This is a genomic window from Pseudomonas iranensis (assembly GCF_014268585.2).
GTDB classification, from domain to species: domain Bacteria; phylum Pseudomonadota; class Gammaproteobacteria; order Pseudomonadales; family Pseudomonadaceae; genus Aquipseudomonas; species Aquipseudomonas iranensis.
The window spans coordinates 147,728-169,599 of record NZ_CP077092.1 but is presented as its reverse complement, the minus strand read 5'-3'; the positions used below and the strand labels follow the sequence as shown (position 1 = coordinate 169,599).

Annotated in this window: 20 protein-coding genes; 8 read left to right on the top strand and 12 right to left on the bottom strand. The window is 60.3% G+C overall.

The window, feature by feature from the left end; genetic code table 11:
- Positions 1 to 95: 95 nt before the first annotated feature.
- Entirely contained in the window at positions 96 to 1,283 is a 1,188-nt protein-coding gene (gene cfaB / locus HU724_RS00780) for a C17 cyclopropane fatty acid synthase CfaB (RefSeq protein ID WP_186568745.1), read from the top strand.
- A gap of 10 nt (positions 1,284 to 1,293) precedes the next feature.
- Here the strand turns inward: cfaB and cls are convergent, their stop codons facing one another.
- Positions 1,294 to 2,733, bottom strand: coding sequence for a cardiolipin synthase (gene cls, locus HU724_RS00775; protein WP_186568747.1), 1,440 nt, complete (start codon positions 2,731 to 2,733; stop codon positions 1,294 to 1,296).
- A gap of 131 nt (positions 2,734 to 2,864) precedes the next feature.
- On the opposite strand from cls, the gene HU724_RS00770 reads away from it, so the two are divergent.
- On the top strand, positions 2,865 to 3,383 hold the full coding sequence (locus tag HU724_RS00770) for a DUF3617 domain-containing protein (RefSeq protein WP_016772436.1): 519 nt from the start codon (positions 2,865 to 2,867) through the stop codon (positions 3,381 to 3,383).
- Positions 3,384 to 3,466: 83 nt separating this feature from the next.
- On the opposite strand, the gene HU724_RS00765 is transcribed toward HU724_RS00770, so the two are convergent.
- From HU724_RS00765 to HU724_RS00745, 5 genes are all read right to left on the bottom strand, one after another.
- Positions 3,467 to 4,342: a metal ABC transporter substrate-binding protein gene (locus HU724_RS00765; protein ID WP_186568749.1), complete on the bottom strand. Its 876-nt coding sequence runs from the start codon at positions 4,340 to 4,342 to the stop codon at positions 3,467 to 3,469.
- Between the two features lie 11 nt (positions 4,343 to 4,353).
- On the bottom strand, positions 4,354 to 5,223 hold the full coding sequence (locus HU724_RS00760; RefSeq protein WP_186568750.1) for a metal ABC transporter permease: 870 nt from the start codon (positions 5,221 to 5,223) through the stop codon (positions 4,354 to 4,356).
- Positions 5,223 to 5,891 (bottom strand): metal ABC transporter ATP-binding protein, encoded by a 669-nt coding sequence (locus HU724_RS00755; protein WP_122698756.1) that lies wholly within the window; start codon positions 5,889 to 5,891, stop codon positions 5,223 to 5,225. The genes HU724_RS00760 and HU724_RS00755 overlap by 1 nt, the downstream gene beginning before the upstream one ends.
- The gene (gene folE2, locus HU724_RS00750) at positions 5,888 to 6,784 is read right to left on the bottom strand and encodes a GTP cyclohydrolase FolE2 (RefSeq protein WP_186568752.1); all 897 of its coding nucleotides are present in this window, start codon (positions 6,782 to 6,784) and stop codon (positions 5,888 to 5,890) included. Before folE2 ends, HU724_RS00755 begins: the two co-directional genes overlap by 4 nt.
- Before the next feature lie 83 nt (positions 6,785 to 6,867).
- Positions 6,868 to 7,245 carry a glutamine synthetase gene (locus HU724_RS00745; RefSeq protein ID WP_186568754.1) on the bottom strand — a complete coding sequence of 126 codons (378 nt, stop codon included), beginning with the start codon at positions 7,243 to 7,245 and terminating at the stop codon, positions 6,868 to 6,870.
- A 205-nt stretch (positions 7,246 to 7,450) separates the two neighbouring features.
- Here HU724_RS00745 and zigA point away from each other — a divergent pair, with 205 nt between their 5' ends.
- Positions 7,451 to 8,656 carry a zinc metallochaperone GTPase ZigA gene (gene zigA / locus HU724_RS00740; RefSeq protein ID WP_186568756.1) on the top strand — a complete coding sequence of 402 codons (1,206 nt, stop codon included), beginning with the start codon at positions 7,451 to 7,453 and terminating at the stop codon, positions 8,654 to 8,656.
- Positions 8,656 to 9,306: a DUF1826 domain-containing protein gene (locus HU724_RS00735; RefSeq protein ID WP_186568758.1), complete on the top strand. Its 651-nt coding sequence runs from the start codon at positions 8,656 to 8,658 to the stop codon at positions 9,304 to 9,306. The genes zigA and HU724_RS00735 overlap by 1 nt, the downstream gene beginning before the upstream one ends.
- A gap of 3 nt (positions 9,307 to 9,309) precedes the next feature.
- On the opposite strand, the gene HU724_RS00730 is transcribed toward HU724_RS00735, so the two are convergent.
- Positions 9,310 to 9,666 (bottom strand): NADH:ubiquinone oxidoreductase, encoded by a 357-nt coding sequence (locus tag HU724_RS00730; protein ID WP_186568759.1) that lies wholly within the window; start codon positions 9,664 to 9,666, stop codon positions 9,310 to 9,312.
- Between the two features lie 40 nt (positions 9,667 to 9,706).
- Between HU724_RS00730 and HU724_RS00725 the strand changes: the two genes are divergently transcribed.
- Positions 9,707 to 10,672 (top strand): CobW family GTP-binding protein, encoded by a 966-nt coding sequence (locus HU724_RS00725; RefSeq protein ID WP_130928007.1) that lies wholly within the window; start codon positions 9,707 to 9,709, stop codon positions 10,670 to 10,672.
- A gap of 6 nt (positions 10,673 to 10,678) precedes the next feature.
- Here HU724_RS00725 and HU724_RS00720 read toward each other — a convergent pair whose 3' ends face one another.
- Positions 10,679 to 11,092 (bottom strand): DUF3301 domain-containing protein, encoded by a 414-nt coding sequence (locus HU724_RS00720; RefSeq protein WP_038861179.1) that lies wholly within the window; start codon positions 11,090 to 11,092, stop codon positions 10,679 to 10,681.
- A gap of 117 nt (positions 11,093 to 11,209) precedes the next feature.
- On the opposite strand from HU724_RS00720, the gene pdxY reads away from it, so the two are divergent.
- On the top strand, positions 11,210 to 12,082 hold the full coding sequence (pdxY, locus tag HU724_RS00715) for a pyridoxal kinase PdxY (protein WP_186568761.1): 873 nt from the start codon (positions 11,210 to 11,212) through the stop codon (positions 12,080 to 12,082).
- A gap of 107 nt (positions 12,083 to 12,189) precedes the next feature.
- On the opposite strand, the gene HU724_RS00710 is transcribed toward pdxY, so the two are convergent.
- The gene (locus HU724_RS00710; RefSeq protein ID WP_016772447.1) at positions 12,190 to 12,672 is read right to left on the bottom strand and encodes an acyl-CoA thioesterase; all 483 of its coding nucleotides are present in this window, start codon (positions 12,670 to 12,672) and stop codon (positions 12,190 to 12,192) included.
- Between the two features lie 278 nt (positions 12,673 to 12,950).
- Between HU724_RS00710 and HU724_RS00705 the strand changes: the two genes are divergently transcribed.
- A complete protein-coding gene (locus HU724_RS00705; RefSeq protein WP_186568762.1) occupies positions 12,951 to 14,714 on the top strand; it encodes a cation:proton antiporter in 1,764 nt (587 codons plus the stop codon).
- Positions 14,715 to 14,735: 21 nt separating this feature from the next.
- Here the strand turns inward: HU724_RS00705 and HU724_RS00700 are convergent, their stop codons facing one another.
- The 3 genes from HU724_RS00700 to uvrD all read right to left on the bottom strand — a co-directional run bounded on the left by HU724_RS00700 (position 14,736) and on the right by uvrD (position 18,639).
- Positions 14,736 to 15,143 carry an SMI1/KNR4 family protein gene (locus HU724_RS00700; protein WP_007954245.1) on the bottom strand — a complete coding sequence of 136 codons (408 nt, stop codon included), beginning with the start codon at positions 15,141 to 15,143 and terminating at the stop codon, positions 14,736 to 14,738.
- Positions 15,144 to 15,279: 136 nt separating this feature from the next.
- Positions 15,280 to 16,155: a Tim44 domain-containing protein gene (locus HU724_RS00695; RefSeq protein ID WP_016772449.1), complete on the bottom strand. Its 876-nt coding sequence runs from the start codon at positions 16,153 to 16,155 to the stop codon at positions 15,280 to 15,282.
- A gap of 300 nt (positions 16,156 to 16,455) precedes the next feature.
- Positions 16,456 to 18,639 carry a DNA helicase II gene (gene uvrD, locus HU724_RS00690; RefSeq protein ID WP_186568764.1) on the bottom strand — a complete coding sequence of 728 codons (2,184 nt, stop codon included), beginning with the start codon at positions 18,637 to 18,639 and terminating at the stop codon, positions 16,456 to 16,458.
- A gap of 256 nt (positions 18,640 to 18,895) precedes the next feature.
- Here uvrD and HU724_RS00685 point away from each other — a divergent pair, with 256 nt between their 5' ends.
- The gene (locus HU724_RS00685) at positions 18,896 to 21,769 is read left to right on the top strand and encodes a GGDEF domain-containing phosphodiesterase (RefSeq protein ID WP_186568766.1); all 2,874 of its coding nucleotides are present in this window, start codon (positions 18,896 to 18,898) and stop codon (positions 21,767 to 21,769) included.
- Positions 21,770 to 21,872 lie beyond the last annotated feature (103 nt).

Genomic DNA, 21,872 nt, shown 5'->3' with positions numbered 1-21,872 from the left:
ATCACGATAGACAAGGCTGATCGAATCGATAGCCTGCTATTTTTCCAGGTTGGTCTACCCTCAGATCAGACGTCTGAAACAAGGGGGGATTTTCCATGCTCGCGCAACTTCCACCGGCCTTACAGAATCTGCAGTTACCGCTTCGCCTGCGACTCTGGGACGGCCACGAGTTCAATCTAGGGCCGACGCCCAGCGTAACCATCGTCGTCAAGGATCCGCAGATGGTTACTCAATTCACCCACCCAAGCCTGGATGCGCTGGGTGCGGCGTTCGTCGAAGGCAAGTTGGAACTGGAGGGCTCGATCAGCGAGGTCATCCGGGTTTGCGATGAATTGAGCAATGCGCTGCTCGACGAAGACGAAGAGAGTCAGCCGGTGCGTGCGCATCACGACAAAGACACCGACGCCAAGGCCATTTCCTATCACTACGACCTGTCGAATGCGTTCTACCAGCTGTGGCTGGACAGCGACATGGTGTATTCCTGTGCCTATTTCGAAACCGGTAGCGAAACCCTCGAGCAGGCGCAGCAAGCCAAATTCCGTCATTTGTGCCGCAAGCTGCGCTTGCAGCCAGGCGAGTATCTGCTGGATGTCGGCTGTGGTTGGGGCGGTCTGGCGCGGTATGCGGCGCGAGAGTTCGGCGTAAAGGTGTTCGGTATTACTTTGAGCAAGGAACAGTTGGCGCTGGCGCAGGAGCGGGTCAAGGCCGAAGGTCTGGAAGATCAGGTCGAACTGCAATTGGTCGACTACCGCGATCTGCCGCAGGACGGCCGCTTCGACAAGGTTGTCAGCGTCGGCATGTTCGAACACGTTGGTCATGCCAATCTCGCCGAGTATTGCGCAACGCTGTTCGGCGCGGTGAAGGAGGGCGGCCTGGTGATGAACCACGGCATCACCGCCAAGCACACCGATGGCCGCCCGGTTGGACGGGGCGCTGGCGACTTCATTGAAAAATACGTGTTCCCTAACGGCGAGCTACCGCATCTGGCTATGATCTCAGCCGAGATCAGTGAAGCCGGGCTGGAAATCGTCGATGTCGAAAGCTTGCGCCTGCACTACGCGCGCACGCTCGATCACTGGAGTGAGCGACTGGAGGATAACCTCGAAGCTGCGGCGAAACTGGTGCCTGAGCAAGCACTGCGTATCTGGCGTCTGTATCTGGCCGGTTGCGCGTACGCCTTTGCCCGGGGCTGGATCAACCTGCATCAGATCCTCGCCGTGAAAGCGCATCCGGATGGCAGCCACGAACTGCCCTGGACCCGCGACGACATCTACCACCCCTGAAACGGGGCGCTCAGAGTATCGGCGAAATCAGCCGGGCGATCCGCATGCCGACCTGTTGCAGGCGATGGATCTCCCGGCTTTCTTCTTTGGCCACTTCATCGGCCAGGGCGAAATCGTCATTGAGCATGTGTTCCACGGCGGCGGCGAACTCGCTGTCGACGGTCAGCAACATCACTTCGAAATTCAGGCGGAACGAGCGATTGTCCAGATTGGCGCTGCCGATGGCGCTGATTTCGCTGTCGATCAACACCACTTTCTGATGCAGAAAACCCGGTCGATAGCGGAACACCCGCACGCCGGCACGCACCGCCTCGAAGGCATACAGGCTGGACGCGGCATAGACAATGCGGTGATCAGGCCGTGACGGCAACAGCAGGCGCACATCGATACCACGCAACACCGCCAACCTCAATGCCGCGAACACCGCTTCGTCCGGGACGAAGTAAGGGCTGGTGATCCATACGCGTTGCGTTGCTGCGTGAATGGCTTCGACGAAAAACAGCGAGCAGGTTTCGTAGGCATCCGCCGGGCCGCTGGCGAGCAATTGGCAAAGCACGCCATCCTCCGGGTATGTATCCGGAAGGATCAACGGCGGCAGAGTACGAGCAGCCCAGAACCAATCTTCGGCGAACGATTCCTGCATGCAGGCCACCACCGGCCCGCGGACTTTGACGTGGGTGTCACGCCACGGCGCCAATGGTGGCTTCTCACCCATGTATTCATCGCCGACGTTATGCCCGCCGACAAAGCCGACTACGCCATCGACCACAACGATTTTGCGGTGGTTGCGGAAGTTGACCTGAAAGCGGTTGAGCCAGCCGCTGCGCGTGGCAAAGGCTTTGACCTCGACGCCGGCATCACGCAGCGCCTGCACGTAATGATGGGGCAGGGCATGGCTGCCAATGCGGTCATAGAGCAAATGAATGGACACGCCTTCGGCGGCTTTCTTCAACAGCAAATCACGCAAACGCTGGCCCAGCCGATCGTCGTGAATGATGAAGAACTGGATCAGCACGGCTTCCTTCGCTTGTGCGATCGCCTGAAAAATCGCATCGAAAGTCGCGGTGCCGTTCACCAGCAGTTGCACCTCGTTGTTCGCCAGGCACGGCATGCGCCCCAGTTTCGGCATTGCGCGCAGTGAGGCGTAGGCACTCGACGCGCGAGCGGCCAGGGCTTCTTCAACCCATGGGCGCCAGTTCAATTCTGAGATGGCCAGGCGCATCTGCTCGTTGGCCTGGCGCCGCGCCTTGATGTAGCCATCGAAGGTGCTGCGACCAAATACCAGATATGGAATAAGCGTGAGGTAGGGAATGAAGATCAGCGACAATGCCCAAGCGATCGAGCCTTGCGCAGTGCGCACGGTGAGCACCGCATGGATCGCAGCGATCGAACCGAGTGTGTGCAACAGGGCGATCAGGTAACCGAAAATGTGCGGTCCGAAAAAATCCATGGGGCAGCCTTGCTCCGTGAGATGCAATGCTTAACAGACCATGTTCTGCGGCGAATGTCTCCATTTAATCGGTGCATGAACCGACGCAACCGGCCGGCGTCTAACGGCCACAACTGATCAGGAGTTACTCGATGAACGTTCGTCTGCTGGGTTTGGCGCTGGGCCTGGGTTTGGCATTACCGGTGGTTGCGCAGGCGCAAATGCTGCAGCCGGGGTTGTGGGAAATGTCTTCGAGCAATCTGAAGGTCGATGATCAGGCCATGGATGTGCAATCGATCCTTGGCCAGATTCAAGGCCAGATCACCCCGCAGCAGCGCGCGGCGCTGGAGAAGAACGGCATCAACATCGGCGGCAAAGGCATCCGCGCTTGCCTGACGCCGCAGCAGGTTGCGACCAACGACATCCCGTTGGCCGACCCGCAATCGGGCTGCAAGCAGCAAATCACCGAGCGCACCGGCAACCAGTGGAAATTCCGCTTCAGCTGCCCGAAAGCCCAGGGCACAGGCGTGGCGACATTCCTCAGTGACCGCGAATTCACCACCGTTGCCAATGGCACCTTCAACGCCATCGGCATCAACCAGAAGGGCAGTCTCGAAACCCGTGCGGTGTGGCTGGGTCAGGATTGCGGCACGGTAAAACCCCGCGCTTAAACCCTCTGCGACGCCCACAGTTGGAACCCATTCCAACTGTGGGAGCGAGCCTGCTCGCGAATAGATCGGAAGTGCACCTCAAGTCATGGCTGACTCAACGCCTTGTACAGCGTATTGAGGTTGTATTCGAACAGTCCGGTAAAGGTGCTCGCCGGTCCGCTCGCCGCCAGTGCATCCGAGTACAGCGTGCCGCCAATGTGCGCGCCGCTTTCATCCGCGATCTGCTTGAGCAGGCGCGCGTCCTTGATGTTTTCCATGAACACCGCTTTGACCTTGGCCTGGCGAATCTGCCTGATCAGCGCAGCCACTTCGGCGGCGGAGGGTTCGCGTTCGGTGGATAAACCCTGTGGCGCGATAAAGTCGATGCCATAGGCCTGACCCAGATAGCCAAAGGCATCGTGGCTGGTGACGATCTTGCGATTACCCGGCGGCAGCGCGCCGAGTTTGTTTTTGGCTTCGGCGAGCAGGGCATAGATCTGCTTGAGGTAGGTCTGGCTGTTGCGCTCGTAGTCAGCCTTGTTGGCCGGGTCGGCGGCGATCAGCGCCTTGGTGATGTTGGCGACGTACAACTCAGCGTTCGCCAGATTGTGCCAGGCGTGTGGATCCGGAACGGTTTCGCCATCTTCATCGAGCGAACGTGGAATCACCCCGCGACTGGCACTGATCACCGTTGCCTTGCTGTCGGTGCTGGTCACCAGGCGATCCAGCCAAGGTTCGAAACCGAGGCCGTTCTTGATGATCACTTTGGCTTTGAGCAACGCCTTGGCATCGTCCGGTGTCGGCTCGTAGGTGTGCGCATCGGCGTCCGCGCCGACCATGTTGGTGATCTCAACGTGCTCGCCGCCGACCTGATGAACCATGTCGGCAAGGATGCTGAAGCTGGTGACCACCGGCAGTTTTTCGGCGGCTGACAAGGACATCGACAGCATCAGGCTGAACAGCACGAGTAGAGCGCGCATCGGGAAACACCTCATTGGGATGTGAGCAAAGGCGGGCGGCGCAGCAAACCGTGAACCGGTCCGAACACCACCGACAGCAGATAGCCGACCCCCGTGACCAGCACGATGGCCGGGCCGCTGGGCAGCGAGTAGTAGAACGACAGCAGCAAGCCGAGCCACACAGACACGCAGCCCATGACCGCGGCGATGGCGATCAGTAGCGGTAGGCGGCGACTCCAAAATCTCGACGCAGCAGCCGGAAGCATCATCAGGCCGACTACCATCAGTGCGCCGATGGCCTGAAAGCCGATCACCAGATTCAGCACGACCAGAGTCAGGAACACGCCATGAGCCAGCGGCCCGAGGCGACTGACCGTGCGCAAGAACAATGGGTCCAGTGTGTCCAGCAGCAGAGGTTTGTAGATCGCCGCCATCGCCATGAGGCTGACCGCCGAGACCCACAGCATGCCGGTCAGTGTCGGCCCGTCTACGGCCAACGCTGAGCCGAACAGCAAGTGCAGAAGGTCGAGGCGCTTGCCGGCGATGCCAAGGATCAAAACGCCGCTGGCCAGTGAGATCGGATAGATCGCGGCGAGGCTGGCATCTTCTCGCAACCCCGTTCGCCGGGTGATCCAGGCCGCGAGTCCGGCCATGCTCAGCCCGGCTCCCAAGCCACCGAGGGTGAGTGCGGGAAGACTCAAACCGGCAAACCAGAATCCCAGCGCTGCACCAGGGAGAATGCCGTGGGCGACGGCGTCACCGATCAAACTCATACGCCTGAGTATCAGAAAAACACCCAAGGGCGCCGTGCTGCATGCCAGCACCAGGCCGCCGAGCAAGGCGCGGCGCATGAACACGAATTCGCTGAACGGCTGCCAGAAATGGCTGACGGTGGCGAGCATCAGGCGACCTGCATGTGCGGTGTTGGCTGGATCAGTTCTCGGCTGGTTCCGTACACGCAGTGGCCGTTTTTGATCAGCAGGGTATGCGGAATGTGTTGGCGGACAGCCGCCAGGTCATGGCAGACCACAAGCAGTGTCCGGCCCTCGGCGTGCCAGTGGTGAATGTGTTGCCAGAGCAATTGCTGGCCGAGTTCGTCGAGTGCGGCGTGCGGTTCGTCCAGCAACAGCACCGGGGCGTCAGCAAGGCTCAGTCGCGCGAGCAGGGCACGTTGTAGCTCACCGCCGGACAGGGCCATCAACGGACGCTGTTCGAGCCCACTCAAATGCCAGTCTTCCAATGCGTTTTTCAGTCGCTGCGTGCGCAGCTGTGTCGAGAGCCGACGGCCCCAGAAACCTGCGGCGATGAGCTCTTCGAGGCTGATTGGAAACTGCCGATCCAAATGTTGCTGTTGCGGCAGAAAGGAAATGCCGCTTTGGCGTGGAACAGCCATTTCCACCTTGCCGGCCAAGGGCTTCTGCAAACCGGCGATGACTTTCAGCAGACTGCTTTTGCCGCAGCCGTTGGCGCCGATGATTGCGGTCAGGCTGGCGCTTTCGAACTCAAGACTCAAAGGCGTCGTCAGCGGTTGGCCGGGTGCGCCCCATACCAAGGATTGGCAGCGGATCATTTTTGCTCCCGTCGCCAGCTGCTTTCGGCGACGGCGTCATGGGCATGCAGGCTTTCGGCGTGGATCACGCGGATGTGGAATTGGTTGATGCCGGGCGTGCGCTGCAGTGCCAGATTGAGGCGGCGCGCGGCGTCTTCGCAGAACATCAGGTTTTGCCCATTGGCGAGTGCGAAGGCTTGCTCGTCGGGGCGCTTCACTGCGGTCTGCACGGCGGTGCCGAGGGCTGCTTCAGCGTCATTGATGATCGCGGTCAGCGGTAGCTCGTCGATGAAATTGTCGAGATGCAGGTGCAGTTGCGCATAGCTGCGCTGGCTGTGCGGTGTCGCTACGATCCCTTTGGTTGAGCCGAGCCATGCCAAGACATCCGCGTGTTGCAGAGACTTGTTGGCGAAATCATCGACGAACTGCTGCTGGATCAATTGCCTTGCCAAGGCTGCGGAGCACGGGCATGTCGAGGAATAGGGCAGTTCAATTTTTAGTTCCACGTGGAACATTTGCTGTTTCAGGCTTGCTGAAATCGTCGCCGGATAGGATTTCCAGCCAGCCAAGGGGCTGACCAAGGCGGGTCTCTTCAGCAACAATTCGGTGTGAATATTCAGATATGCGCACTCGGATAAGCCTTGGTGGCTTGCCAAAAAACACCCGAGTATTTGGTGCAATAGAGCGGGAGAAAGGCTTCGCTGTTCGAGGGCTTCGAGTGCCAGATACAAGCGCGACATGTGAATGCCACGCGCTTCACCATCATCGAGACTCACGCCAGCGTCGACTCTGGCGCTGAGGCGGTGGCCTTCAAGCACAACGGGTAGAGCAATCCCACGCATGCCTACCCAATCGAGTGGCAGTGCCTGACGCGCAGATTGGGCGGCGATATCCGGGAGAGTAAGAGCATTCATGGTTGAGACCGTCGTGTTGATCTCTATTTACGTTACATTATAACAATCCATTCAGCGATGCTTTTTTCATGAAAAGGTTTTCACTAGCAGCCCGTCATCCGGCTGCAAGTGAATCTGGCGCTGCTCCCTCCCGAGCTGGAAAAACGGTTGATGGTCGTCCAGCCGACACGACGGGTGTAGCCAACCCAAGCCTCGCCATCGGAGGCAATCCCGGTAAAAAAGGTTAATTGGCCGAAGCGGCTGTTGGTCTGCGCCCAATAGCGATGGCCGTCCTTCTCGAATCCGCGCAGGTAAAGCGTGGAACCTACCGTATTGACGCTATAGGCATTGCCGTCGGCGTCTACACAGGCCAGCAGATTAGCGCTGCGTGTGCAGTGCGCGAGCGCCGGCATTTGCGCTTGGGCTTGACCGGCCAGCGACGTAGCAAAGCTCAAAAGCAAGTATTTCAGAGCATTGTTCATCGCGAGTTTCCACGATCGGTGGTGCGGCAATTTGCGAAATCTCCTGCGTCGGACTGGCAAGCTCGAGTTGTTATACTATAACATAGGCAGCAACCAGCCTGAGCTGCCGATCAATCGTATGCCTTCTTTGACCCGGTTAAATGAAGCGCAACACGCCAAGCGCACCTCAAAGCGCAAATCGGCTGCCATTTATAAGGATTATCCAATGTCAGCCAAATTGCCCGTCACCGTACTTTCAGGATTTCTCGGCGCGGGAAAAAGTACACTTTTGAATTACGTACTACGTAACCGAGACGGCTTGCGCGTTGCGGTGATCGTCAACGATATGAGCGAGATCAACATCGATGGCAGTGAAGTCCAGCGTGATGTCAGCCTGAACCGCGCTGAGGAAAAACTCATCGAAATGAGCAATGGCTGTATCTGCTGTACGTTACGTGAAGACCTCCTTGAAGAAGTCAGCAAACTCGCTCGCGAGGATCGTTTCGATTACCTGCTGATCGAATCAACCGGCATTTCCGAACCGCTTCCGGTCGCTGAAACCTTCACCTTCCGCGATGAACAGGGGCAAAGCCTCGCCGACATTGCTCGCCTCGATACTATGGTCACCGTGGTCGACGGTGTGAATTTCCTGCTCGATTACCAGGCGGCCGAAAGCCTCGCCTCTCGCGGCGAGATTCTCGGTGAAGAAGACGAGCGTTCCATCACCGATCTGTTGATCGAGCAGATCGAGTTTGCCGACGTCCTGCTGATCAGCAAAATCGACCTGATCAGCCAGCACGAGCGTGAAGAACTCACCGCCATCCTCAAGCGCCTCAATGCCCAGGCTGAAATCATTCCAATGGTGATGGGCGAAATCCCACTGGAAAAAATCCTCAACACCGATCGTTTCGATTTCGATCAGGCCGCACAAGCGCCCGGATGGCTAAAGGAATTGCGCGGTGAGCACGTCCCGGAAACACAGGAATACGGCATCGCCTCGACGGCCTACCGCGCGCGCCGGCCATTTCACCCGCAACGTTTCTTCAGCTTCATTGATCGGCCTTGGCTGAACGGCAAGCTGCTGCGCTCCAAAGGCTTCTTCTGGCTCGCCAGCAAACCCACCGATGCCGGTAGCTGGTCCCAGGCCGGTGGCTTGATGCGTCATGGATTCGCCGGTCGCTGGTGGCGTTTCGTGCCAAAGAATCAATGGCCCGAAGATCAGGAAAGCGCCCAGGCGATCATGGGAAACTGGATTCCAAGCGTAGGAGATTGCCGCCAGGAGCTGGTTTTCATCGGTCAGAACATAGATTTCCTACAGCTCTCCGCCGAACTCGATGCCTGTCTGCTGACCGACGAAGAAATGGCCATGGGTGTAGAAGGCTGGCGTTCGCTGCCTGATCCATTCGGCCCTTGGCACGAAGAGGCCGCCTGATGCTCGCACTCCAAGATCAGTCGCTTCTTACCCGTCAGCAGCACCAGGGTGTGACACCGCAAACGTTGACGCGAATCCTGGAAGACCAGACCAATCTCGCCGTCTGGCAGCGCCAGCTACCCGTGCACATTGCCGATTTTGCGCAATTGGTGCTGTCACTCAACGAGCCCTTGGCCGAGTCGCTGTGTCTGGAATTGCCCGACGAAGATGCCGAACCGGATCTCGCCGGTCTGGCTGCAGGGCTGCGTGATCTGCAAGGTTTCGAAGGTTTCGTGAGCGATTTTAAATGGCTGATCAGTGCCTTCGCCTGCCTGCTCGGTGCGCGGCGTATCGGCGTGCGTTTGCGTGTGCTGGACAAGGCCATGTGTCCGCGTTTCCACGTCGATCACGTGCCGGTGCGCTTGATCACTACTTACGCTGGCATCGGCAGCCAATGGCTTGAGGAGGGCGCGATGGATCGCCTGCAACTTGGCCAGGCCGATGCCGAACCGCAAGGTGCAGCGTCGATTCGCCAGCTCAACAGCGGCGACGTCGCGTTGCTCAAAGGCGAAAAATGGCACGGCAATGAAGGCTTCGGCCTGATCCATCGTTCGCCGCAACCGGCGCCCGGTGAGCGCCGTCTGCTGCTGACCCTCGACTGGCTCGGCTGAAATTCAGGGCTTGCGCCAGGCGCCCTGGCTCTGGCCTTCGCAATACGGCTTGAGATACGCAGCGTCAGTGGCCACGCCGTAATAGTGGATATCCTGGCGATAGGGCATATTGGCGACTTGCGCGTTGCTGCACACGCCGAAAGCGCCGCTGGGGCACTGGTCGACGTATTGCACCTCGACCTTCTGCCCGGCCAGCGTCGGTTGGCAGAAGCCGTCATTGAACAATTTCTGCGGAATCGTCCGGTTCTGCTGACAGACTTTGACGTCGAGCCGTTCGCCCTGCGTGTGCACCACGCAGGCCTCGGCCCACGCTTCACTCGACAGCAGCGCCAACAGCAACGACCATCCCGACCAGCGCATCTTCGATCTCCTCAATAACTGTCCGCAGAAAGTACCCGCCATGTTGCAGAACATTCCGACCCACGTCATCGCCGGCCCGTTGGGCGCCGGCAAGACCAGCCTGATTCGCCAGTTGCTGGCGCAACGGCCTGCGGACGAGCGCTGGGCGGTGCTGATCAACGAGTTCGGCCAGATCGGTCTGGATGCTGCATTGCTGACGAATGACGCCGATGGTATCGCACTGGGTGAGGTGGCCGGGGGCTGCCTGTGTTGCGTCAATGGCGCGCCATTCCAGATCGGCCTCGGCCGCCTGCTGCGCAAGGCCAGACCGGATCGACTGTTTATCGAGCCATCCGGGCTGGGCCATCCGGCGCAGTTGCTCAAGCAATTGAACGAGGCGCCGTGGCTGGGCGTGCTGGCGGTTCAGCCATGTGTGCTGGTTCTGGACGCTCAGGCACTGCACGCGGGTAGAACCCTGCCGGACGCTCAGCAGCAAGCGTTGGCCAGCGCGGGTTTGCTGTTGTTGAACAAGGCCGAAGATCTCGATGAAGCGGTTCGAGAGAAAATCGCCAGCCAGTTGCCGCCCGTCAGGCTGATCTGGACGCAGCAAGCGCAACTGCCTCTGAGCGAGCTGCCGGGTCTGAAAGCAAAAGCAAACGAAGGCGCAGGGCATCTGCCGCTGCCCACTGGATTGGCACAGCTGCCAGCGGTCTGGAGCGATCCGGCCGAACCGATTTGCCTGAGTCAGGCGCAGGAGGGTGGGTGGAGCATCGGTTGGCGCTGGCATCCGCGGCAGGTATTTGATCAAGTACGCATCGCCTATTGGCTGAGCGCGCTTGACTGGAAGCGGGCGAAACTGGTTATCCACAGCACGGATGGCTGGGTTGCGGGCAATGCGCTGGAGCATGCCGAGCTGAGTTGGCAAGCCAGCGAATGGCGAAAAGACTCAAGAATCGAGCTGATCTTCGCTGAACCGCAGAACATCGAACAGCTGCAAGCCGGTTTGGCTGAATGCCGGATTCAGTGAGTCAGCTCAAGGCTTCCACTTGGTATGTTCCTGGCGCCACTGGCTCAGCTCGATGACTTCGGCGCGAGGCTTGTGCACTTCGACCACCGGCGGCGTGTCGTCGAACGGCGCCGGGTAGGGCGCCAGTTCAATCTGCGCACTGTGCGCGCCGAACTGGGTGACGGTGCCGTTGTGGCGGCTTTCGCCGGTCACGGTGAACTCGAAGTTGTAGACCCGCGCCAGTCGTCGGCGACCGTTGGCATCCCTGATCAGCCCGATCTTTTTTAGCGCGACGTTACCGTCCAGCAGTTCAACGCCAACATTGGTGCAATGCTGTTTGACCCGCTCCAGCGCGCGCTCGCGCAAGCCGTGGTTGTGCCATAGCCAGGCACCAGCGGCGGCGAACAGCATCAGCACGAAGATGTTTTCCAGGGTCAGCATCGACATCGAACTCCAAAAGATGGCGTCAGCTTAACTGTCTCGCCGGTCTGTCGTACAGGCTGTGTTTCGTCGCATACTGCGCGGCTTGAATTTCAATCGTTTTACGGAATGACCCGAATGAAACGTACGCCTCATCTGCTCGCCATCCAGTCCCACGTGGTGTTTGGCCACGCCGGCAACAGCGCTGCGGTTTTTCCGATGCAGCGGGTCGGGGTCAACGTCTGGCCGCTCAACACCGTGCAGTTTTCCAACCACACCCAGTATGGTCAGTGGGCCGGTGAAGTGCTGGCACCGCGGCAGATTCCCGAGCTGATCGAAGGCATCGCTGCGATTGGCGAGCTGGGCAATTGCGACGCGGTGCTCTCCGGTTACCTCGGCAGCGCCGCGCAGGGACGGGCGATTCTCAGCGGTGTGGCGCGGATCAAAGCGGTCAATCCAAAGATGCTGTATCTGTGTGATCCGGTGATGGGCCATCCGGAGAAAGGCTGCAGCGTGCCCACCGAGGTCAGCGACTTCCTCCTGGATGAGGCCGCGGCCGTGGCGGACATCATGTGCCCGAACCAGTTGGAGCTGGACAGTTTTTCCGGGCGCAAGCCGCAGTCGCTGTTCGATTGCCTGGCGATGGCACGGGCGCTGCTGGCGCGCGGGCCGAAAGCGGTACTGGTCAAGCATCTGGATTATCCGGGCAAACCGGCGGATGGCTTCGAAATGTTGTTGGTGACCGCCGAGGGCAGCTGGCATCTGCGCCGTCCATTGCTGGCGTTTCCACGTCAGCCAGTGGGCGTCGGCGATCTGACCTCTGGTCTGTTCCTGGCGCGGGTGTTGCTGGGCGAAAGCCTGCTGGCGGCATTCGAATTCACCGCAGCAGCAGTGCATGAGGTGTTGCTGGAAACCCAGGCGTGCGCCAGTTATGAGCTGCAACTGGTGCGGGCGCAGGATCGCATTGCGCATCCGCGGGTGAAGTTCGAGGCTACAGCGATCAGTCTCTGAGACCGAGTCGTCTTTATTCGCGAGCAGGCTCGCTCCCACAGGAAGAATGCATTCCAGATGTGGGAGCGAGCCTGCTCGCGAAAGCGATCAATTGAGCGCTATCCGTTTCAGGCGTCGCCCTTGATTTCCTGATAACGCTTTTCCAGCTCTTGGCGAATCTGCCGGCGCTGCTGCGCCTGCATGAAGCGGCGCTTGTCTTCGCTGTTCTGCGGTTGCAGCGGTGGCACGGCGGCCGGTTTGCGCTGATCATCCACCGCGACCATGGTGAAGAAGCAGCTGTTGGTGTGGCGCACCGAGCGTTCGCGGATGTTTTCGGTGACCACTTTGATGCCAACTTCCATCGACGTGTTGCCGGTGTAGTTGACCGAGGCCAGGAACGTCACCAGTTCGCCAACATGAATCGGCTCGCGGAAAATCACCTGATCCACCGACAGGGTCACCACGTAGCGCCCGGCATAACGGCTGGCGCAGGCGTAGGCCACTTCGTCGAGGTATTTGAGCAGGGTGCCGCCGTGGACATTGCCAGAGAAGTTGGCCATGTCGGGGGTCATCAGTACCGTCATCGACAGCTGGGCGTTTCCGGGTTCCATAACGTTCTCACGGATCAAGGCTGATTGCAGGAAGCGCCTCTGCGGGCACCTGGTGGCTTTTCAAAAAGCACCGTTATCGGGACGCCGCGCGGCGGGCCGCCGTCACGCTGGTAGCGATCTGTTTCCATATATTGCACCGGCTTCCAGAGCGAAGTCGCGGTGTTAACCTGCAAAAGCCCTGCCCAAGGGCAATTCCTACATTAAAAGCGGATTTTTACCCTGCTCGCGCAGAATGTCTGACGTCTGTCCGCGCGCCTCGTCATCAAGGAGCCCACGCCATGCATGCCATCAGTTTCATTCAGGATCTGGCAGTGATCATGCTGGTCGCGGGGGTGGTAACCGTGCTGTTTCATCGTTTCAAGCAACCGGTGGTGCTCGGCTACATCGTCGCCGGCTTCATCATCGGCCCGCATACGCCGCCGTTCGGCCTGATTCACGACGAAGAAACCATCAAGACCCTGGCCGAACTCGGGGTGATCTTCCTGATGTTCTGCCTTGGCCTGGAGTTCAGCCTGCGCAAGCTGTTCAAGGTCGGCGCCACGGCGTTCATTGCCGCGTTTCTCGAAATCATCCTGATGATCTGGATCGGCTACGAAATCGGCCGCTGGTTCGACTGGAACACCATGGATTCGTTGTTCCTCGGCGCGATTCTGGCGATCTCCTCCACCACCATCATCGTCAAAGCGCTGAATGACCTGAAGATGAAGAACGAGCGCTTTGCGCAGTTGATCTTCGGTGTGCTGATTGTCGAGGACATCCTTGGCATCGGCATCATCGCGCTGCTGTCGAGCATCGCCGTCAGCGGCACGGTGAGTTCGGGTGAAGTGTTTTCCACGGTCGGCAAGCTGTCGCTGTTCATGATCGTCGCGCTGGTCATCGGCATTCTGTTGGTGCCGCGTCTGCTGGCTTATGTGGCGAAATTCGAAAGCAACGAGATGCTGTTGATCACCGTGCTCGGCCTGTGTTTCGGCTTCTGCCTGTTGGTGGTCAAGCTTGAATACAGCATGGTGCTCGGGGCTTTCCTGATCGGCGCGATCATGGCCGAGTCCCGGCAATTGCTGAAAATCGAACGGCTGGTCGAGCCGGTCCGCGACCTGTTCAGCGCAATCTTTTTCGTCGCCATCGGGCTGATGCTCGATCCGCTGATTCTCATTGAATACGCTTGGCCGATCGCGGTGATCACCGTGGCCGTGGTGCTGGGCAAGATGTTGTCCTGCGGCCTCGGTGCGTTTATCGCCGGCAATGACGGACGGACCTCGCTGCGAGTCGGCATGGGTCTGTCACAGATTGGCGAATTTTCCTTCATCATCGCCGCGCTGGGCATGACCTTGCAGGTGACCAGCAACTTCCTCTACCCGGTCGCCGTAGCCGTGTCTGTGATCACCACACTGCTGACGCCGTACCTGATTCGCGCGGCGGATCCGTTGTCGATCAAGCTCTCGGCCGCTGTGCCCAAGCGGCTCGGGCGGGTGCTCGGCATGTATGGCGAATGGTTGCGCAGTATTCAACCGCAGGGCGAGGGTGCGCTGCTGGCGTCGATGATCCGGCGGATCCTGTTGCAGGTCGGGGTCAATCTGGCTCTGGTGATTGCGATCTTTTTTGCCGGCGCATACTTCGCCGAGCGCATCTCGTTGTGGCTGCAGGACTGGATCAGCGATCCGAGCTGGCAGAAGGCACTGATCTGGGGCGGGGCGTTGCTGGTCTCGCTGCCATTTCTGATCGCGGCTTATCGCAAGCTCAAGGCGCTGTCGATGCTGCTGGCGGAGATGGGCGTCAAGCCGGAGATGGCCGGGCGTCACACGCAGCGAGTGCGCCGGGTGATCGCCGAAGTGATCCCGATTCTCTCGCTGCTGGTGATTTTCCTGCTGTTGGCAGCCTTGTCGGCCAGTATCCTGCCGACCAACAAGCTGCTGGTGCTGATCGCCGTCGTCGCGGCCGCCGTGGCGGCGCTGCTCTGGCGCTGGTTCATCCGCGTGCATACGCGCATGCAGGTGGCGCTGCTGGAAACCCTCGACAACCATAAGGAGTCGTCGGGGCATTGACCTGCCGGGGCGTGTGGCGGATCAGCTTTCCAGCCAGACGTCCCGCGCCCAGTGCCACACCGATTCCCATGATTCTTCGGTGATCAGCTCTTCTTCGCCGGACCACAGCACCACGGTGCCGTCTTCTTCAACGCAGTAGTAGTCGTCGCCGTCCTGGCAGATCGGGATCAGGTCGCGCGGCACGCCGGCGTCCCAGGCATTGGCGGCAACGTCCGGCAGATAGGTGTGCGATTGCGGGTCGGTGACGGTCACCGGCTCGAGGCTGCCATAGACCACGTCGCTGACGGTCAGCAAAAACTCTTTGAAGACGAACGGAATGTTGATGAAGAGTTCTTCTTCGATCTCCACCAATTGGTCTTCGTCTGGCAATTCCAATGGAACCGGCACGGGTTCGTTGGCTTCGCGCAGTTGTTCGATGATTTCTTCCACGTCCGGGATCCTCTTGCTTGAATGGCGCGGTTTATATGGGCCGGTTTATACAGTAGCTCGCCATAGATGCAACCGTGAAATGAAAAACCCCGGCCGAGGCCGGGGTTCTGTTACCGCAAGTGAAGCGCAGCAGGGATCAGCCGTTCTGGCGGATACCGGCGACCAGCCAAGGCTGGTTGTCGCCCTGCGGACGTTCCATGTTCCAGCTTTCGCTGAACACTTCGCCCTGGTCGAAACGCGAGGTTTTCGACACGCCGGTGAAGGTCAGGGTGGCGATGGTCTTGTCGGCACGATCGTCGACGCCGTCCAGCTGCACCTGCAGGTTGTCGATGTAGGTCGACTGGAAGCCGTCGCCCAGATCCGCACGCTCACGCTTGAGGAACTCAAGCATTTGCGGGGTCACGAACTCGGCGATCTTGTCCATTTCGTTGGCGTCCCAGTGCTGCTGCAGCGACTGGAAGTGGCTGCGCGCAGCTTCAAGGAAGCGCTCTTCGTTGAACCAGGCCGGTGCGTTGATCACTGGACGGGCGGCAGCCGGAGCAGCCGAACCACCGAAGATCGAACCCATGGCGGCAGGCTTCTGCTCGAACACTTCACGCTGCATCGGCGCGCCGGCCGGAGCGAATTGCTCCTGCTGCTTGCGACGACGGGCGGCGATGAAGCGGAAGATCACGAACGCGATCAGCGCCATGATCAGGATGTCGAAGATCTGCATGCCCTGGAAGCCGTCGCCCATGAACATCGACGCGAGCAGGCCACCGGCGGCGATGCCCGCCAATGGGCCGAGCCAGCGCGACGCACCGCCGGCCTTGGCCGCGGCGCCAGCAGCACCGGCAGCGCCAGCGGTCGCTGCTGCGCCGCCCACGCCTGGAGAAGAAGGAGCCATCTGGCTGGTCTGGTGCGTCGGCGCAGCGCCGGCGCTTTTGCCACCACCAAAGCGCTTGGCGTTGGCGTCGAGGCTCATCGTCAGGCCGATGCACAACGCCATGGCGATGCTAAGAAAACGTTTCATAAAGGGTATTCCCGTTTTGTGGAGACACGCGCGCCATGTTGCACAGCTGAAGTGTTACTGGCTAGCGAGAGAGTGTTTCGGGCTTTTGCCTGACAGGTCGCGTTCAGCTTGGCGAGGCAATCAGCCGATGTACTTTTGTCTGTAGGAAAAGGCGATAGGTTCAGAGGGATTGATGCACTTGCGCCGCATAACCTGTGGGAGCGAGCCTGCTCGCGAAGGCGTCGTGTCAGGCAAATGATTGCTTGATGTGACAGCGCTTTCGCGAGCAGGCTCGCTCCCACATGGGTTGAGTGCCGGTGATTAGATCGCTTCCAGCTTGGCGTAGCCGAGCATCAGCCACTTGCTGCCTTCGCTGAAGTTCACCTGTACCCGGGCCTGGGCGCCGGAACCTTCGAAGTTGAGGATCACCCCTTCGCCGAAGATCGAATGGCGTACGGCCTGACCGAGCACAAAACCGGTTTCCGGTATCTCGCTGCCGCTGAACAGATTGCTGCCGCTCATCGACTGGTTGCCGCCGAACGGTCGGCTGACGCTGTTGGACAGACGCACTTCCTGAATCAGGCCTTTCGGCACTTCCCGTACGAAACGCGACACCTTGTTGTAGGTTTCGCTGCCGTACAGGCGCCGGGTTTCCGCGTAGGTCATGACCAGATTCTGCATCGCCCGGGTGATACCGACGTAAGCCAGACGCCGTTCCTCTTCAAGACGCCCCGGTTCTTCCAGGCTCATTTTGTGCGGGAACAGGCCTTCTTCCATGCCGACGAGGAACACGTAAGGGAATTCCAGGCCTTTGGCGCTGTGCAGGGTCATCAGCTGCACGCTGTCTTCGTGCTCGTCGGCCTGAGTGTCGCCGGCCTCCAGCGAAGCGTGGCCGAGGAACGCCGCCAGTGGCGTCAGTTCTTCGTCTTCTTCGGTGTTCTCGAAGTTGCGTGCGGCGCTGACCAGTTCCTCAAGGTTTTCTACCCGGGCCTGGCCTTTCTCACCTTTTTCCGCTTCGTGATAAGCGATCAGGCCGGACTGCTCGATGACGGTTTGCGTCATCAGGTGCAGCGGCATCTCGGCGCACTTGGCGGCGAGGTTCTCGATCAGTTCGATGAACGCACCGAGCGCACTGGCGGCGCGACCGGTCAGGCCTTTGTTGGCCACCAGTAGGCGCATCGCTTCCCACATCGATACGTCGCTGTGTCGCGCATGCTCGCGAATCGCTTCGACGGTTTTCTCGCCGATGCCCCGCGCCGGTACGTTGATCACTCGCTCCAACGCCGCGTCGTTGCCGCGACCTTCAAGCAAGCGCAGGTAGGCCATGGCGTTCTTGATTTCCGCGCGTTCGAAGAAGCGCTGACCGCCATAGATGCGGTACGGGATGCGCTCGCGCAGCAGGGCTTCTTCAAGCACCCGCGACTGGGCGTTGGAGCGGTACAGAATGGCGATATCGCTACGGGCCAGACCAGTTTTCAGCGCGCTTTCGATAGTTTCCACCACGTAACGGGCTTCGTCGTGCTCGTTGAACGCGGCGTACAGGTTGATCGCTTCGCCATCGCCACCGTCGGTCCACAGCTCTTTACCGAGACGCCCGGTGTTGTTGGCGATCAGCGCGTTGGCGGCTTTGAGGATGCCGGCAGTGGATCGGTAGTTCTGCTCCAGGCGAATCGTTTCGGAGTCCGGGAAGTCGGAAGAGTACTGATGGATGTTCTCGATCTTCGCCCCGCGCCAGCCGTAAATCGACTGGTCGTCGTCGCCGACCACCATCAGGCTGTCGCCGCCCTTGCCGAGCAGGCGCAACCAGGCGTACTGCACGGCGTTGGTGTCCTGGAATTCGTCGACCAGAATATGCCGGAAGCGCTTTTGGTAGTGCGCCAGCAGACCCGGGTGATCACGCCACAGATCGAGGGCGCGCAGCAGCAGTTCGGAGAAATCGATCACGCCAGCCCGCAGGCACGCCGCCTCGTAGGCTTCGTAGATGCCGCGCATGGTGGCCAGGAACAGGTCGCCGCTGGCCTGAATGTGTTGCGGCCGCAGACCTTCGTCTTTCTGGCCGTTGATGAACCACTGCGCCTGACGCGCCGGCCAGCGTTGCTCGTCCAGACCGAGCTCGCGGATCACCCGCTTGACCAGACGCTGCTGGTCATCGCTGTCGAGAATCTGGAAGGTCTGGCTCAGGCCCGCTTCCTGCCAGTGCGCCCGCAGCAAGCGGTGCGCGAGGCCGTGGAAGGTGCCGACCCACATGCCGGCCGGGTTGATGCCCAGCAACTGCTCGATGCGATGGCGCATCTCGGCAGCGGCCTTGTTGGTGAAGGTCACCGACAGGATGGAGTGAGGCGAGGCGTTTTCGACCTGGATCAACCAGGCGATACGGTGCACCAGCACTCGGGTTTTACCGGAACCGGCGCCGGCCAGGACCAACTGACGGCCAACGGGGGCCGCTACGGCCTGGCGTTGGGCATCGTTGAGGGAGTTCAGCAGAAGGGAGAGATCATCGCGCATCGGGGCATTCTAGGGTGCGCCGCAGGCCCGGGCAAACCGTGCGTTGCATTAGCCGATGAATGTGCTGCCGATGACGACCGGTCGGTCACTGGCTGCAGGCTTCGGCCCGTCTCGCCTGAGGGGTTGCAGCGGTGCGCAAGCGGCGGAAAATTTCCCTGCAATTGTCATCCGCAGCAGTTTGGCATCGGGATCGGCTTGTGTATGCTCCGTGCACGTTTCGGGCGCACGCCCTCCTATAAGAACAAGAACGTTGCCCATGATCCTCAGCGCCGAACTGTCGGGGCCCTCCGTGGACCCCCGGGTGATCCGCAAGCACTATGCCGTCGAAATGGCGGTGGAGCGCACGCGTCTGCTGTATCAGGGCTCGTTGTTGCCCACGCTGTTCATGTTGATCAATGGTCTGGTCTGCGCCGCTTTGCTCTGGAGCCCGCAGCGCTACTTCGTGGTCAGCGTCTGGCTGGTGTGGCTGCTGTCGCTGGTCGCGCTGCGGGTGATTCAGGTAGCCGCGTTCGATTCGGCGATTCCCGATCGTCAGGCCCAGCCGATCTGGTTCCGCATGTTCCTGCTCGGTTCGACCATGACCGGTCTGACGCTGGCCGGAGCCGGCATCGCTCTGGTACCCGCTGACAACTTCATGCAGCAAGCCTGGGTGTTCGGCCTGATCGGCGCGGCAACGCTGTCGGCCAGTGTCGCCTACGCGGTGAGCCTGCCGGCGTTCCTCTCGTTTACCTTGCCGTGCCTGCTGCCAGCGATCGGCTACCTGTTCTGGGGCGGCGACGATCAGGCCCGGGGCTGGGGCTGGCTGGGTCTGATCCTGCTCGGTTCGTTGAGCGTGGTGGCGTGGCAGGTCAATCGGCTGATCGACCGTGGATTGCTTCGGCGTTTCCAGAATCAGCACCTGATCGAGCATTTGCAGCAAGCGCAGACGCGCAGCGAACAACTCAATCAGGAGCTGGGCAAAGAGATCGAACAGCGCCGCTGTGCCGAGGCGCAGTTGCGTGAAGCGCAGGTCGATCTGGAAGATCGCGTGGCCCAGCGCAGCCGCGAACTGGATGCCGCCAATCAGGCCCTGAGCAAAAGCGAAGCGCGCCTGGCGCTGGCGCTCAAGGCCAGTGAGCTCGGATTGTGGGACTGGAACCTGCAGACCGACGAAGTCCACCACACACAGATTCAGGAACTGTTCGGCCTCGCCCCGGAATACGTCACCGCGCTGCTGCGCGACCTCAAGCCACGACTGCATCCTGAAGATGTGCCGTCACTCAAGTTCGCCCTGGTCGAGCATCTGAAGGGGCGCACCGAGGATTATCAGGTCGAATATCGCCTGCGCCACGGCGACGGCCATTGGGTATGGATCGAGGACCGTGGCCGCGCCGTAGAACGCAGCGCCAACGGCCGGGTGATTCGCATGGTCGGCACTCGCCGCGATATCAGCGCCAGCAAAAGCCTCGAAGAGCAGCAGCGGCTGGCGGCGACGGTGTTCGAAGCGGCCAGCGAAGGCATCGTGATTCTTGACCCGGAATACGCGCTGATCGCGATCAACCAGGCTTTCAGCCGGGTTACCGGTTACGAGATAGACGACATGCTCGGGCGCAACGTCGTCGAGTTGCCGTGCAGCCGCGATGCCCGTCGTCACTACGTGGCGATCCGTCATGCGCTGGAGCAGTACGGCAGTTGGCAGGGCGAACTCGTGGAAACCCGCAAGAACGGCGAGCTGTATCCGCAGTGGCTGCAACTCAATGCCGTGCGTGATAGCCGTGGCAATGTCAGCCACATCGTCGGCTTCTTCGCCGATCTCTCGGCGCGGCGGGCCTCGGAAGAACGCCTGCGCTATCTGACCCATTACGACGAGCTCACCGGCCTGGCCAACCGGTCACTGTTCCGCGAGCGTCTGCACGAAGCCCATCAGCGGGTGCGCCAGGGCGGGCGCCGCAGTCTGGCGCTGCTGCACATCAATCTCGATCGCTTCAAATTGCTCAATGACAGTCTCGGCCATGAAGTCGCCGATCAGCTCCTGCAGAAGATGGCCCGGCGGCTGGTCAATGCCTTGCCGGAAGCCGACACCATTGCGCGCCTGTCCGGTGACGAATTTGCCGTGCTGTTCGATGCCTACGGCAATCTGTCGAGCCTCGCACGGGTCGCGACGCGGTTGTCGGCCAAGCTGCGTTTGCCGCTGAGCGTTGACGGGCATGAACTGGTGGTCAGCGCTTCGATGGGCATCAGCCTGTTGCCGGACAACGCGCGTGAGATCTCGGCGCTGGTCAGCCAGTCGAACATGGCCATGCAGCATGCCAAACATCTGGGCGGCAACAATTTCCAGTTCTTCACCGACAGTCTGCAAGCCAGCACACTCGAACGTTTGCAGCTGGAAAACCACCTGCGCAGAGCCATTGAAGAACAGCAACTGACGGTGTTCTACCAACCGAAACTGTGCCTGCAAACCGGCCGCATGAATGCCGCTGAAGCGCTGGTGCGCTGGGATCATCCGGGCATGGGCCAGGTGCCGCCGGCGGATTTCATTGGCCTGGCCGAAGAGACCGGTCTGATCGGGCCGATCGGTGAATTCGTTTTGCGCCAGGCGTGTTGGCAAGCGTGCGAATGGCAGCGTCAGGGCCTGGCGCCGATCCGCGTGTCGGTGAACCTGTCGGTGCATCAGCTGCGCCAGGGCAAACTGGTCAGTCTGGTCCGGCAGGTGCTGGAAGAAACCGGGCTGGCGCCGCACTACCTCGAGCTGGAGCTGACCGAAAGTCATTTGCTCGACAGCGTCGAACACATCATTGCGACGTTCCAGCAACTGCGCGATCTGGGAGTGAAACTGGCGATCGATGATTTCGGTACCGGGTATTCGTCGTTGAGTTACCTCAAGCGCATTCCGGTGGATTACGTGAAGATCGATCAGGCGTTCATTCGCGGCTTGAGCGAGGGCAGTGCGGACGCAGCGATCACTCGCGCGATCATCGCCATGGCCCACGGGCTGGCCCTGAAAGTCGTGGCCGAGGGCGTCGAGCGTGAGGATCAGCTGGCATTTCTGCGCGCCGAACACTGCGACGAGGTGCAGGGTTATCTGATCAGCCGGCCGGTAGACGCTGCTTGTCTGGCCGGGCTTTTGCGTGATCAGAAAAACCCGCAGTAAGGGCTACATGCTCCTCAGCGTGCCTGATGCCGGGACATTGAGTTACGCATTGAGCAGGCAAAATGCCCATTCATGTAGTATAACTACAAGCTTGCTACATCCT

Bases quoted from the DNA above. Each gene is read 5' to 3' on its own strand.
- cfaB (WP_186568745.1), top strand. From the start codon at position 96: ATGCTCGCGCAACTTCCACCGGCCTTACAGAATCTGCAGTTACCGCTT.
- cls (WP_186568747.1), bottom strand. From the start codon at position 2,733: ATGGATTTTTTCGGACCGCACATTTTCGGTTACCTGATCGCCCTGTTG.
- HU724_RS00770 (WP_016772436.1), top strand. From the start codon at position 2,865: ATGAACGTTCGTCTGCTGGGTTTGGCGCTGGGCCTGGGTTTGGCATTA.
- HU724_RS00765 (WP_186568749.1), bottom strand. From the start codon at position 4,342: ATGCGCGCTCTACTCGTGCTGTTCAGCCTGATGCTGTCGATGTCCTTG.
- HU724_RS00760 (WP_186568750.1), bottom strand. From the start codon at position 5,223: ATGCTCGCCACCGTCAGCCATTTCTGGCAGCCGTTCAGCGAATTCGTG.
- HU724_RS00755 (WP_122698756.1), bottom strand. From the start codon at position 5,891: ATGATCCGCTGCCAATCCTTGGTATGGGGCGCACCCGGCCAACCGCTG.
- folE2 (WP_186568752.1), bottom strand. From the start codon at position 6,784: ATGAATGCTCTTACTCTCCCGGATATCGCCGCCCAATCTGCGCGTCAG.
- HU724_RS00745 (WP_186568754.1), bottom strand. From the start codon at position 7,245: ATGAACAATGCTCTGAAATACTTGCTTTTGAGCTTTGCTACGTCGCTG.
- zigA (WP_186568756.1), top strand. From the start codon at position 7,451: ATGTCAGCCAAATTGCCCGTCACCGTACTTTCAGGATTTCTCGGCGCG.
- HU724_RS00735 (WP_186568758.1), top strand. From the start codon at position 8,656: ATGCTCGCACTCCAAGATCAGTCGCTTCTTACCCGTCAGCAGCACCAG.
- HU724_RS00730 (WP_186568759.1), bottom strand. From the start codon at position 9,666: ATGCGCTGGTCGGGATGGTCGTTGCTGTTGGCGCTGCTGTCGAGTGAA.
- HU724_RS00725 (WP_130928007.1), top strand. From the start codon at position 9,707: ATGTTGCAGAACATTCCGACCCACGTCATCGCCGGCCCGTTGGGCGCC.
- HU724_RS00720 (WP_038861179.1), bottom strand. From the start codon at position 11,092: ATGCTGACCCTGGAAAACATCTTCGTGCTGATGCTGTTCGCCGCCGCT.
- pdxY (WP_186568761.1), top strand. From the start codon at position 11,210: ATGAAACGTACGCCTCATCTGCTCGCCATCCAGTCCCACGTGGTGTTT.
- HU724_RS00710 (WP_016772447.1), bottom strand. From the start codon at position 12,672: ATGGAACCCGGAAACGCCCAGCTGTCGATGACGGTACTGATGACCCCC.
- HU724_RS00705 (WP_186568762.1), top strand. From the start codon at position 12,951: ATGCATGCCATCAGTTTCATTCAGGATCTGGCAGTGATCATGCTGGTC.
- HU724_RS00695 (WP_016772449.1), bottom strand. From the start codon at position 16,155: ATGAAACGTTTTCTTAGCATCGCCATGGCGTTGTGCATCGGCCTGACG.
- uvrD (WP_186568764.1), bottom strand. From the start codon at position 18,639: ATGCGCGATGATCTCTCCCTTCTGCTGAACTCCCTCAACGATGCCCAA.
- HU724_RS00685 (WP_186568766.1), top strand. From the start codon at position 18,896: ATGATCCTCAGCGCCGAACTGTCGGGGCCCTCCGTGGACCCCCGGGTG.